At 58.3% G+C, this 12,636-nt stretch carries 11 protein-coding genes; 2 read left to right on the top strand and 9 right to left on the bottom strand.

Annotation, left to right across the window (positions count from 1 at the left end; all coding sequences use genetic code 11):
* Nucleotides 1-279: 279 nt before the first annotated feature.
* From L972_RS13375 to L972_RS13340, 8 genes are all read right to left on the bottom strand, one after another.
* Nucleotides 280-945, bottom strand: a complete 666-nt coding sequence (locus L972_RS13375; protein WP_331428940.1) for a PepSY-associated TM helix domain-containing protein — start codon at nucleotides 943-945, stop codon at nucleotides 280-282.
* Between the two features lie 20 nt (nucleotides 946-965).
* Nucleotides 966-3,014: a TonB-dependent receptor gene (locus L972_RS13370; protein ID WP_047438767.1), complete on the bottom strand. Its 2,049-nt coding sequence runs from the start codon at nucleotides 3,012-3,014 to the stop codon at nucleotides 966-968.
* Between the two features lie 291 nt (nucleotides 3,015-3,305).
* Nucleotides 3,306-4,343 (bottom strand): acyltransferase, encoded by a 1,038-nt coding sequence (locus L972_RS13365; protein WP_047438765.1) that lies wholly within the window; start codon nucleotides 4,341-4,343, stop codon nucleotides 3,306-3,308.
* A 224-nt stretch (nucleotides 4,344-4,567) separates the two neighbouring features.
* Nucleotides 4,568-5,479, bottom strand: coding sequence for a D-alanyl-D-alanine endopeptidase (pbpG, locus tag L972_RS13360; protein WP_005336410.1), 912 nt, complete (start codon nucleotides 5,477-5,479; stop codon nucleotides 4,568-4,570).
* Nucleotides 5,480-5,739: 260 nt separating this feature from the next.
* Complete coding sequence (gene yjeM, locus L972_RS13355) at nucleotides 5,740-7,206, bottom strand: glutamate/gamma-aminobutyrate family transporter YjeM (protein WP_047438763.1); 1,467 nt, start codon at nucleotides 7,204-7,206, stop codon at nucleotides 5,740-5,742.
* Between the two features lie 434 nt (nucleotides 7,207-7,640).
* On the bottom strand, nucleotides 7,641-8,519 hold the full coding sequence (locus tag L972_RS13350) for a DMT family transporter (RefSeq protein ID WP_081990732.1): 879 nt from the start codon (nucleotides 8,517-8,519) through the stop codon (nucleotides 7,641-7,643).
* 33 nt (nucleotides 8,520-8,552) lie between these two features.
* Nucleotides 8,553-9,473 carry an ABC transporter substrate-binding protein gene (locus L972_RS13345; protein WP_047438784.1) on the bottom strand — a complete coding sequence of 307 codons (921 nt, stop codon included), beginning with the start codon at nucleotides 9,471-9,473 and terminating at the stop codon, nucleotides 8,553-8,555.
* Nucleotides 9,474-9,593: 120 nt separating this feature from the next.
* On the bottom strand, nucleotides 9,594-10,682 hold the full coding sequence (locus L972_RS13340; protein ID WP_047438761.1) for a porin: 1,089 nt from the start codon (nucleotides 10,680-10,682) through the stop codon (nucleotides 9,594-9,596).
* A gap of 221 nt (nucleotides 10,683-10,903) precedes the next feature.
* Between L972_RS13340 and glpX the strand changes: the two genes are divergently transcribed.
* Together glpX and L972_RS13330 are read left to right on the top strand one after the other, a co-directional pair.
* A complete protein-coding gene (gene glpX / locus L972_RS13335) occupies nucleotides 10,904-11,914 on the top strand; it encodes a class II fructose-bisphosphatase (RefSeq protein WP_005336386.1) in 1,011 nt (336 codons plus the stop codon).
* Nucleotides 11,915-12,048: 134 nt separating this feature from the next.
* Complete coding sequence (locus tag L972_RS13330; RefSeq protein ID WP_005336384.1) at nucleotides 12,049-12,300, top strand: YkgJ family cysteine cluster protein; 252 nt, start codon at nucleotides 12,049-12,051, stop codon at nucleotides 12,298-12,300.
* Nucleotides 12,301-12,369: 69 nt separating this feature from the next.
* On the opposite strand, the gene L972_RS13325 is transcribed toward L972_RS13330, so the two are convergent.
* A partial coding sequence (locus tag L972_RS13325; RefSeq protein WP_047438758.1) for a tetratricopeptide repeat protein occupies nucleotides 12,370-12,636 on the bottom strand: 267 nt, incomplete at its 5' end.

Genomic DNA, 12,636 nt, shown 5'->3' with positions numbered 1-12,636 from the left:
CCGGTGAATAACCGTGTCGGTTCGAGTCCGACCCCGGGCACCATCAAATTCATGACAAAAGGCCATCAGCAATGATGGCCTTTTGTTTTTTAGCGTTCCTGCGCATTGGGGCGTTACTGTTGAGCTGGCAGTACTTCCCGTTACCTCTTGGTATCCCTTCTCTTTTCCCGCTCTCCGTTATTTCCTTTTCTTGATGTGGCCGCCGGCATCACCGCCAGCGGCCTGTTTCTATTGCGGTTTTCTTTCCAAACCTTGCTGCATCAGATCATGGTTGCTGCGTTACCCCAGCAGGGCAAACAGCAGGGTGCCGAGGCTGCCAGCGAGTGTCAGCGCTATGATGGCTCTGGGGGTGCCGTGCAGCTTGGTCCACATAAACAGGCTGGTGAGGGCGAGCAGCAACAGGGCCAGGGCGGCGATATCGCCAAACAGCTGCCAGCCGAGGCCGGTACCCATGCCGCGGTGCAGCCGGTTGAGGCTGGCGGCAAAGTTGGCCAGTTGCAGATCGGTACGTACCAGCAAGGTACCCTCGACATAGCTGGCGGCTACGCTCTGGCTGAGGGTAACGCCGCGCATTTCCCACTTGGCGGGCAGGGTGAGCGGGCCGTTCGGGGTGGGCAGGGTCTGGGCCGGGGTGATCATGGTTCGCCCGTCGGCAAAGGTATCGGGATAGCGCTGTTGCAACAGGCTTTTCAGCTGCTCTGGGCTGGCGAGCGGCGCCTCCAGCACTATCTCTTCACTCGATTTGTCGGTGTGGGGGCCGGGGATGGGCAACACGGCACGGTGTTGCAGCCAGAGACCGGTGATGCCGTACATCAGCATCAGGGCGAGGGTAAAAAAACCGGCCCAGGCATGGAGGCGGCGTACCCATTTGTTGTTGTGAAGGGGAACTCTTCTGCGTTTCATCGTGGTTGCTTCATAAAAAACTGGCCAGCAAGGGCTGGCCAGTCGGGGTGGTTGTCACTGGATCAAAAACGGTAGGACGTAGTCAAATTAACCTGCCGTGGGGAGCCGGGCATGATCTGAGAGGCGCCGGTAGCACTTACGTAGTAGTGAGTGTCAAACAGGTTCTCCATACCGAACTGCGCTTCCCAATGTTGCCAGCGATAGCCCGCTCTGGCATCAACGCGTGCATAGCCGGGGAGCACCGTGGTATTGGCATTGTCAGCAAAGCGATCACCCACAGCGGTAACACCGCTCTCGCCGAACCAGCCGAGCTTTCCTTGCTGATAACCGGCAAACAGTTCGCCATTTAGGCGTGATACGCTGCTTGGGCGATTGCCCTTATTGATGGAGTCTTCCACCATTTCTGCATCTTGCAGAGCTATGCCGCCGCGGAGATAAACCTCGTCGTTCAGCTGAGCTCGTGTACTGAGTTCGATACCGTCGGTACGTTGCAGGCCAGTGAGGAGTATCTTGCTGGGATCGAGTGGATCTTTGGTTCGCTTGTTATACATCTCCAGCCGGTAGATGGAGAGGGTGGTTGCCAGTTTGCCATCTAGCCAGTCGCTCTTGACGCCGGTCTCATATTGACGGGTCAGCTCTGGGTCTAGCGTGTTGTTTTTATCACCGATCTGGTTAAGGCCTGTCACGCCACCGCCATTGGGCATAAAGCTTTTGCTGTAAGAGAGATAGAAAGAGTGTTCTTCTATCGGATTCCATACCAATCCTGCGCGCGGGCTCAGGCTGTGGTTTGAGATTGTCTCCTCAGCCGGGTTTTTATTGTCACGACTGTTGACCTCGAATTGGTCATAACGCAGGCCTAGCAGCAGTGTCCAGTCGCCCATTGAGAGCTGATCTTGTACATAAGTCCCGATACTGCGGATTTTATGTTGCTTGTCAGAGAAGAGAGGCATCTTGCCGTCATAGGTAGGAAGGCTGTCTGGGGTGTAGATATCACCCTCAAGCATGGCTGACTTGGGGCTGTTCCACAGTTTTGGGCTGCGCTCTTGCCATCCCTGTTCGATGCCTATCAATAGAGTGTGGGCTATTTGACCGCTTTGCAGTTGACCTTCCGCCTCTAGGTTGGAGGCGAGGTTGCGGGTCTGCAAGTCTTGTTGCCAACGGGAACGTTTCACCGTCGCTTTGCTGGTTACTTCAGTGACGTATGTGTTATCGAACTGGCTCGAGAGATCGATCAGGCTCAGTTGCTGGCGCACCTGCCAGTCGTCGTTTACATCCCAAGTGAAGCGAGAGCGTGCCGACTGTGTCAGATCGTTGATGTAGTCACGCCGTAAATCGCTATAGACGGCGTCACGTGGCACATCTGCTGGACGACCGTTAAGGCTGGGGATACCGCGGTCCGGCGTGCGGTGCGATTCATTGCGTTCGTATTGCAGTAGCCAGCTCAATCGATCAGTGATATCCCAGTTCATGGCTGGTGCCACCATAGTACGTCTGCCGTGCACGCCATTACGGAAGCTGTCGTTGTCTTCCTGAGCGACGTTGAGTCGTAGTTGCACCGCCTCGCTCGGCTCGGCGCTCAGGTCTGCGGCCATGCGTTGGTAATCGTAACTGCCCACGCGTACTGTGACGCTGGACTCCTGCCCTTTCTGCGGTTTTTTGCTGATGCGGTTGATGATGCCGCCGCTGCTACCACGTCCGTAGAGTACTGCTGCCGGGCCCTTTAGCACTTCTACCCGTTCGATATTGCCGAGATCCCGGGTGTACTGCATGTCGTCGCGGAATCCGTCGAGATAGAAATCCGTGCCTGCGCTAAAGCCGCGGATTGTGACGCCGTCGAAGCGGGTATCACCGCTTGCATCAACACCTGGAATGCCGACCAGAGCTTCGCTCAATGTGGGTTGGCCAAAGGCGTTCAGCTCGCTGACCTTGACGCTGTCGATGGTCTGGGGAACCAGCTTGGCTGGCGTATTGGTACGGGTTGCGGTGGCAACTTCCTGATGCTGGGATCGTTTGCCAACCACAGTCATGGTTTCATCGGCGGCCTGGGCAGTGAAGCCGGTGCCCAGCAGTGCCAGCGAGACCAGGGTTCTGCGAAAGTGAGGGTGCTGCATATTCAATATTGACTCTTTGGATGTCGACCTGACGGCTCGAACATATTGATTTAATTATAATTAGCCTGACCCGCTTAAGCGGGATGCCAATGATATTGATTTTCATTTGTCTGGCAAGGTGAAAATGGAGGGGGCTTTGGGTGCGTGTTGTGTGGTCGGCAGAGCTCGGCTGAAAAGCAGAGCCATTACAGCAAACCGCGAGAACGAAGCGAGGGAAAAGGGCGTAGCGGAAGAAAAAGGTGCGAAATGTGAAGCGATATCCGGCCCGATAGGACGGGCCGGATATCGGACTCAGCGAGTGCTCAGCAGTCGGCGGGTGAGGGGGATAGTCGCCAGCAGGCGATAGACCAGCAGAGACGATCCCATCAGCAGCGGCACCTTGGCGATCTCCCACAGGATGGATGCGGCCTGCGGGCCAAACACGAAGAGCCAGACCACCAGCATCATGTGCAGGCAGTAGATCCCGAGCACTTTGGGGGCCTGACGTTCAAGCCAGCTGCCCTTGCCCCACTCGGGGTTGGCCAGCAGCAGTCCAAACAGGCCGAGAGCCCAGGGAAGGGAGCCGAGCAGGAAGTCGTGGCGGGTGAGCGGCACTGCGGCGAAGTGCTGCAGCGCCCAGGCTTCACAGCCATAGAGCGCCACGCCCGCCAGCAGCAGTTGCCAGCCGATGCGGGCATCGGGCTGCCACTGACGCTGGCGCAGCAGGGCACCAAGCGCCACAAACAGCAGGGAGAAGAAGGGGCCGTTACGGGTGAGCAGTGGCCACTCGGCGCCCAGCAGCGGCTTGGCATAGGAGCCCCCCAGCAGCGCCAGCAGGTAAAGGCCAAGGCCTGGCCAGAGGGCGAGCGATGGTCTGCCAAGCCGGTAGCAGAGTGCCAGCAGGGCCACCGCCATGACCAGGGCTGGCAGAAACCAGAGGTGGATCATGCCGCCCACCAGCCAGCCGTTGAGGGGGTCGCCGAGCTGGAATTGCCACTGCCCGCGCAGGGAGGCCAGATAGCCTTGCTGCACGGCATCAAGCGGATTGAACGGCAGCAGCAGGTAGACCAGACTCCACACCAGCCAGAGCCGCAGCAAGGGGCGGCAGTAGCGCCAGGCCACGGTCAGCGGCACCTCGCGACTCAGTCTCGGCTGCAGAAAATAACCGGCACAGAGGAAAAACAGCGGCACGGCAAAGCGGCATAACTGGTTGATGGTGCCGCTCAGCCAGAGCCAGGATCCGCTTTCCCACAGGGCGGGATTGAACGGATTGGCGAAGGGGGATACGTGAATGGTCATCACGGCCAGAATGGCCAGTACCCGCCCGCACTCGATACTGGAAATACGCATGGTGGCTCGTCGTTACAGGGGTTGTGATGGCACGCTAAAATTCTCGCTGCTAGGTTACAACCAATTGATTCTATTAGTGTGAATCACGCTATTGAGTAGTTACGTTTTGTAACGGGATGGCGGAAGGTGTTACCTGTAACGGGAGCAAGCTCCCGTTTTTTGGGCGCGCTCATGCAGATAAAAAAAAGCGAGGCGGACGCCTCGCTTGGTTGGGGATCTCGATCTTACTGGTGAGTCAGCATGCTGCTCTGGTTGGCTGCCAGGGTGGTTCTGCCCGAGCTCTCCAGCCATGTTTTGATCCGCTTGGCATCGGCGACCCGATCGTTGGTGGTTTCGGCATTGAGCAGCACCATGATCACCGGCTCACGATTGACCTTGGTGCCCAGCACCAGACAGCGGCCCGCTTCGCGGATATAGCCGGTCTTGGAGAGAGTGAACTCCCATTGCCCTTCGCGGATCAACCGGTTGGAGTTGAGGTAGTGCAGCTGACGCTTGTTGGTGCGCACATAGCTCTGCTCGTCGGTGGAATATTGGCGGATCAGCGGATAGGAGGCCGCTGCGGCGGCGAGTTTGGCGAGATCCTGCGCGGTGGAGACATTGCGTGGGTTAAGCCCGGTGCTGTCGGCGTAGCGGGTATTCCACATCCCCAGCATGCGGGCTTTGGCATTCATCGCCTCGACGAAGGCACGCTGGCCGCCGGGATAGTGGCGGGCCAGCGCCGAGGCGGCACGGTTTTCAGAGGACATCAGGGCGATATGGAGCATTTCGGCGCGACTGAGCCTGGAGCCGATGGCCAGGCGCGAGCCGGTTCCCTTGATGCGGTCGATGTCGGCATTGGTCACGGTGAGCATTTCGTTAAGGCGCAGGTTGGCATCCAGCACCACCAGCGCCGTCATCAGCTTGGTGAGTGAGGCGATGGGCATTACCCGGTTGCCGTTGCGCTCGGAGATCACCTCGCCGGTTCTGTGGTTGGCCACCACGAAGGCAGCCGAGCTGAGGTTGGGCACATCCCGTCGCTCGAGAAAGCCGCTGCTGCTCTTGCTGCTGGCGGAAAAGGGGTTGGCATGGGCACTGTCCATAGTGGCCGGCAGCATTACTGCGCCAAGCAACAGGGGAAGGAGGGAACGCATCATCATGATCAGCTCTACCGGACGAAATACAGGGATATCTCGCTAAGTTATATGTCGTGAACTGGCGCTTCACAATCATTCTCACCTTGATATTGATAATTTACGGCGTTGAGCGTGCTCTGACGGCGAGGAGTTCGTAAAAGAGGTCTCTATGGAGTCTTTTTTTGCATTGAAACTATGGGCTGGCCGTGATGGCGAGCGGAAGCCGGCGCTAAAAAAAATCGGGACCAGAACGGCCCCGATTGGCATGGAGCATTGCCTACCGTTTAGTGGGCATCTTCCTGCTTGATCTTGAAGCGCATGGCGATCACCACGAACAGCAGTGGGCCAATGATGGTCCAGACGCCGGTGGAGATATCGCCGGAGATAAAGGGGGCGACCACGGTAAAGACGTTGCCGAAGGCGACCAGGATCAGGCTGATGATGGTGGCAAGCAGTACCGAGCCCGCGCTCTTGAAGAAGATCAGGTCCTTGCCCAGCGCCGGGTTGTTGCGATAGCGATACCAGGCGTAGATGAGGAACATGTAGGGCAGGGTCATGCCGACGTTGGTCATGGTGATGATCAGCTCATAGAGGGCGGCGGCCCCTTCCGGGTTGATCAGGGTAAAGATGGACTTGGCGGCAATGAACAGACAGACCACCCAGGCTTGCACCTTGAGGGCTTCAATGCGCACGCCATTCTCGTTCTCGCGCTGGAAACGCTCCGGCCAGAAGTAACTCGGGGTGCCGGTGATGAACTGGCGCAGTGGCGCGTAGGAGAGGGCGATAAAGGCACCCAGATAGCTCAGGAACATGCCCAATCCGGCAAAGCGCATGAGCACCTGTCCAAGCCACTCGCCACCGAGATGGCGCCCCAGCTCCAGCATGATGATGAAGAGGGCGGAGAGAGAGGTGATCCCCTCGGCCGGGAAGTCGCTCCAGCGCATGATTGAGCCGACCGCCAGAAAGCCGATGATGTAGCAGAGTACGATGAAGGCGCCGGAGAGGAAGATGCCGCGCTTGAGGTCACGCTCGGGATCTTCCAGCTCGTCAGCCACTCCGGCCATCGCCTCGACCCCGCCGTAGGCGAAGATGGCGAACACCATAAAGCCGAGGAAGGGGATGATGTCGTTGAAAGCGGCATTGGGAGAGGCAGTCAGCGATGCCTGGGTGAAGGGCTCCTGCAGAGTCATGCCGCTCACCGCGAAGGTGAAGACGCCACCGACCAGCAGCAACACGTTGAGTGCCACCACGGAGAGACCGCCGATGGCCGCCACCTTGGCAAAGCGGGCGCTGCCCAGAGTGATGAGCTTGGTGACGGTGGCAACCAGCGCGATGGCGACCACACCCAGAATAAAGGGGCCGAAGTCGATACCGCTGCCCAGGGTGACCGGGATGACGGTGATGTCGCGGCCAAACAGCATGAAGGAGAGGGGCACCCACATGGAGAGCGCCTTGCCAAACATCCAGATGACGTAGGAGGCGAACCACATGGTCAGACCGATAAAGGCGAATCGGGTCGAGACCGAGTGGCGCATCCAGGTAAAGATGCCGCCCGCCTCTTTGCGAAAACCGGTACCAAACTCAATCATCATCAAAATGAACGGGATGAAGAAAAACAGACCGCCGATCACGAACATCGGAATGGCGGCATATCCCATTCGGTAAAAACCGATCCCGATATTAGTGACGCCAAATACCGATGTTAATATCATCAATATAAAAGCGCCCAACTTCAGCTTTTTTGCCGACATATTAAAAACTCCCTGATGGTGCTGGATTTAAAATAATCAAAAATTAAACAGACGAATCCGGACCCATTAATAACGCGGTAGCGCCATGCCATCCTGCTGTGGCGGGCGCGATCGGGTCATCTCTGACCGGGCTGGCTTACCCGTCAGGCGGTCAATGAATGTATGGGCGGAGCGGCATGGTCTGTGCCATGCGCGGTATTGGTCAGCGTTGCCGAAAATTAACTGTGAACGATTTTATCATTAATGCTGCTGGGCAGGTAAGTTTCCCGAATGAAGCCGTGGTTGAAATAAACAGACCTGCCAGTTAATTGATACGTTGCGGATGTAAACATTTACGCCCGGGCTGACACTTATTTCCATTATTGGTATTCGACATATTTGGCGGAGTGAATACGCTATCCTGCCTGATAAATACGCACCAATGGCGACAGCGCTTATCCTCCCAGCCGGGTCAGCAGCACGCCGCCAGTGATAATGGCCGCCGCCGTCAGCCGCATGCGCCCGAGCGGCTCTTTCAGCAGCCAGACCGAGAGCAGCATGGCAAACAGCACACTGCTTTCGCGCAGAGCCGCGACCACGCCAATGGGGGCTTGGGTCATGGCCCAGATAACAATCCCGTAGGCGAGCAGTGACATGGCACCCCCGGTGGCGCCAACCAGTGCATATTGACGGATCTGGCGCCATGCGTTGCGTTTCTGGTGGACGAGCAGCACCAGCAGCATCGCCAGCCCGGTGCAGGCAAAGAGCCAGAGGGTGTAGCGTACCGGTTCACCCCCTGCGCGGGCGCCGGCCCCATCCGAGAGGGTGTAGGTCGCCGTGAACATGGCCGTGATCAGTGCCGCCCGAACCGCTTTGCTGTCAAGGCGTTGCTGCCCACCTCGCCAGGCCATCAGCAAGACCCCCATGATCAGCACGCAGGCGCCGATGATGCCGCCGTAACCGGGGTAATCCCCCAGCAATATGGCACTTAACGCCATGGCGAGCAGCGGGGCACTGCCACGGGCCAGCGGATAGATCTGGCCAAAATCGCCCTGATTGTAGGCATGACTGAGAAACAGGCAGTAACCGATATGGAGCAGGACTGAGAGGCCGAGCCAGGGCAGCTCGGCAGCAGAGGGAAGCCCCATGGGCAGCAGTGCCACGGCGGCGATAAGCCCTGAGAAGATCGCTACCAGTGACACCCCCACCAGCCGCTCTTCGCCAATTTTGACCAGCGCATTCCAGCTGGCGTGAAGCAGGGCTGCCAGCAGGACGGCAAAAAAGACGGTGGTGCTCATGGGAAAGGGCTCTCGGGCGATGGGGGTCAACAGCATACCCGCCCGGAGCCTGATTGGCCGAGATCTTTATCAAGGCTTCGGCTTTTCGGGACTCGCCTCCTGCGTGGTGGCGTTACCCAGTTGCCCCAACACCAGTTTGGGATGGGGGTCGGTCTGCAGCGGAATATCTTGCAGCCCGGTTCCCTGCTGGTGGCGATGGATGATCCCGGCGGCCATCTTGCCCAGTGCCTCGTAGCTGCTGATGGTGCCAACGCTGCAGCCGTGCTCGACGAACAGCTCGGCACTGCAGATGGTAGGGATGGCAGCTGCGTTGAGCGCATTCAGCAGGCGGGGGGCGATGGAGAGCAGATAGCTGTCTGCGGCCAGAAAGACGATGTCGTTTTTGGCATCCTGTTGCAGACGCTTCAGTTCGTTGTCCAGCCGCCGTGGGTCAGGGGCCATTCGCCAAGTTACCATCTGCCACTGGTAGCGTTTCGCTTCATTGAGCAACATATCGGCCACCAGCAGGGTGTTCTGCTCACGGGGGTTGAAGGGTAGCAGCAGCCGTTTTCCGGTGGCCAGGTGCTCGCTGGCGTTGGCCAGTTGCAGCGCCATCGGCACCATGTTGCTTACCCCAGCCACCATGCTGTTCTGGGCTTTGTCTTCCGAGAGGATGTCTGCCCCGACTGGATCGGAAACCACATTGAAAATCAGTGGCTTGCGGTTGGCCACCAGACTCTTGGTCATGGTGGTGGCGGTGGTGCCAAAGGTGTAGATGTAGTCGTATTCGGCCAGTTTCGGCAGCATCTGCTGGCGCAGCATGGTTGCCAGCGCTGTGCGATCCTGATCGGCGTTATAGGTGGTGATGGTGGCCTGATAGCCAAGACGGGTCAGCTCTGCCCGAAAGCCCGCTTCGGCTGCGGTTTCACCGCGCCACAGCACCATGGCGATAGAGAGGGCGTGAGCGGGAAGAGCCAGCAGCAACAGCAGGACGAAAGGCAGCCTGACCATGATCATCTCTCCGGCGAAACATCTACTGTTGAGCCTAGGCCACTTTCTCCGGTCGTGAGCGACGCTCAGCAAAAAGCGCGATGGCAAGCCATCGCGCTTTTGGGATCCGCAAAACCTCGATTAGAAGTCGTAGCGGGCAGCCAGCTGGAAGTCATCCTTGTTGGCAGTCGCTTTGCCGGCAACGCTGTCCAGATTGTTGATGCGGTACTCGCCAATCACCCGCAGGTTCTTGTTGAATTTGTACTGGGCACCCAGGGTGTAGTAGTCAATGGCATCGGTTTTCTTGCCGCCAGTGACTTCCTGCTCCTGTTTGTTCCACAGGGCCATCAGACCGAAGCCGTTTTCGAAGTTGTAGCCCAGCGCGGCTTCCCAGCCGGTATGGTCGGTGCCACTTTGGACAAAGTCAGAGCCATCGGCATAGCTCAGAGCCGCATAGGCTGCCTTGTTGTCGAACTTGGCAGAGATCAGCCACAGTTTGGCGTCTTCGGTATTCTTTTCCTGACGTTGGCCAACGTTGTAGGCGGTACCCAAAGACAGATTGAACGGGAAGGTGTAAGCCACGGCTGCACCATAGGCTGGGTCAGCTGCGGAGGTCTTGTTGCTGCTCTTGTCTTCTTCTTGGCCGCCATCAAATTTGTAGCTGGCATCAAACTGGAAGCCATTGAACAGGCCGGAATACTTCAACACGGAACCAGCGCGGTTGGTGGCGAAGGTGTCAGTCTTGGCGCCCAGCGCTTCGTTGCCGTAGCCGTCGGAGAGGGATACATCAGTCCAGTCGGCCAGGAAGCCCGGGGCCCCTTTCTGGCGACCGAAAGTCACGGTACCCCAGTCAGCGCCGACACCGGCAAAGGCCAGACGGGTGCGCAGGTTGTCTGTGCTTCCATCTTTACCCAAGGTCTTTTCGCTGTCGTTGATGTACATCTGTACTTCGTACTGGGCCAATGCTTTCAGACCGCTCTGGATCTGGGTCTCGGCCTTGGCGCCGAAACGGACAAACTGGTTGGCCCCTTGCTTGGCGCTGTAATCCTTGGTGCCATTGATAGTATTCGGGTTTGTTGTATCGACCCCTTCCTTCTTGTCACCAAAGAAGTGGCCAGCGTAGATACGGCCATAGAGATCCAGCATGGAGGTGTCATTTTTGTACACTTCAACGGCTTGAGCCTGGAAGGCTGCGGTGAGAGCCAGTGCCACTACAGTCAGCTTTTTCATCTTAATCCCTTGTGGTGTTGCAAGCTTTTGTTTTGAAAACGGGGTCATGCTAGGCAGCGGGGATGACAGCGGGGTGACAGTTGGATGAAGAGTCGATGGCAATTGGGTTGCAATTGGATGAATTGGCTACATTCTTGCTCGCAGCGGCTACTTTTGTGCGCAAAGGTTTGCCCTTGTGGTAGAATGCCGCCCGTTTTCGAGCTCCATAGGTTGGATATGCGATGAGACGTGAACTGGCAATCGAGTTTTCCCGAGTGACGGAAGCGGCTGCACTGGCTGGCTACAAGTGGCTCGGACGTGGTGACAAGAATATCGCTGATGGGGCGGCCGTAGCGGCCATGCGCCACATTCTCAACCAGATCGAGATCGATGGTGAGATTGTGATCGGCGAAGGTGAAATTGATGAAGCGCCGATGCTCTATATCGGCGAGAAGGTCGGTACCGGACACGGCGACGCGGTGGATATCGCGGTCGATCCCATCGAGGGTACCCGCATGACTGCCATGGGTCAGGCCAATGCGCTGGCCGTGCTGGCGGTGGGCGACAAGGGTTCTTTCCTGAAAGCGCCTGATATGTACATGGAAAAGCTGATCGTCGGGCCCAAGGCCAAAGGCGCCATCGACCTGGATCAGGCTCTCGAGCTGAACCTGAAGTCCGTGGCCAAGGCGCTGGGCAAGCCGCTCTCCCGTCTGACCGTCATTACCCTGGCCAAGCCGCGTCATGACAAGGCAATCAAGGAGATGCAGGGTCTGGGTGTGCGGGTGTTCGCCATTCCTGATGGTGACGTTGCCGCCTCCATCCTCACCTGTCTGCCGGACAGCGAAGTCGACATGCTGTATGGCATCGGCGGCGCACCGGAAGGGGTGATCTCCGCTGCGGTGATCCGCGCGCTGGATGGCGACATGCAGGCCCGTCTGGTGCCGCGTCACCGCGTCAAGGGCGACAGCCCGGAAGTGCGTGCGCTGGGCGAGCAGGAAATTGCCCGCTGCGAAGCGCTGGGCATCGATGTCAACAAGGTGCTCAAGCTGGAAGACATGGCGAAGAATGACAACGTCATCTTCTCCGCCACCGGCATCACCAAGGGTGATCTGCTGGATGGCATCACCAGCGATGGCGTGATGGCGACCACCGAGACTCTGTTGATCCGTGGTAAATCCCGTACCATTCGTCGTATCAAGTCGATCCATTACCTGGAACGCAAAGACAGCGTGGTACGCGACATCATCCTGTGATGATGGCTCGCTGAACCGGCTGTGTTGTCTGAAGCCCGATCGCCCGTGCGGTCGGGCTTTTTCTTGTGCGCCAGCTACGTTTGTGCCGCCGCTTCGGCTATGGTGGCTCAGACCGTCCCAAAGGAGTGGAGTCTATGGAGTGTCGTAGCGGCTGCGCTGCCTGTTGCATCGCCCCCAGTATCAGCAGTGCCATTCCCGGTATGCCAGATGGCAAACCGGCTGGCGTCCCCTGTATCCAGCTCGATAGCGCCCTTGGCTGCAAGATCTTCGGTCAACCGGAGCGGCCAGCGGTGTGCGGCGGTTTTCGCCCCATGATGGATGTGTGCGGCAGCCACCGTGCCGAGGCCATCTGGCTGATCGGCGAGCTGGAGCGGCTCACCACCTGACGAGGGCAGGGCGAAGAGATAAAAAAGAGGCCGCATTATGCGGCCTCTCGCGTTTCTATTTGCCGGGGATCAGATCCCCGCCAGTTCCAGTGCCTGACGATAGTACTCGTTGGCCTTGTTGGTAAGGCGGCGCTTGTCCATCAGCTGGCCGAGGGCGTGGTAGGCGGCGGCGCTCGGCGCCCGCTCCACCTCCTGCTCCAGCAGCTTCTGGGCATCGTCCAGCTGACCTGCCAGCAGATAGAGCTGGGCCAGTGCGGTGTCCACTTCCGGTTGCCCCTGCTGCTTTTGCAGGAGCGCCAGCAGCGGCTGGTAGCTGTCGAGTTTCAGCTTGGGCAG

The organism is Aeromonas sp. ZOR0001 (assembly GCF_000801015.1).
GTDB lineage: Bacteria > Pseudomonadota > Gammaproteobacteria > Enterobacterales > Aeromonadaceae > Aeromonas > Aeromonas veronii.
Note: the sequence above shows the minus strand (reverse complement) of the source record. Positions and strands in the feature narration are given on the sequence as shown.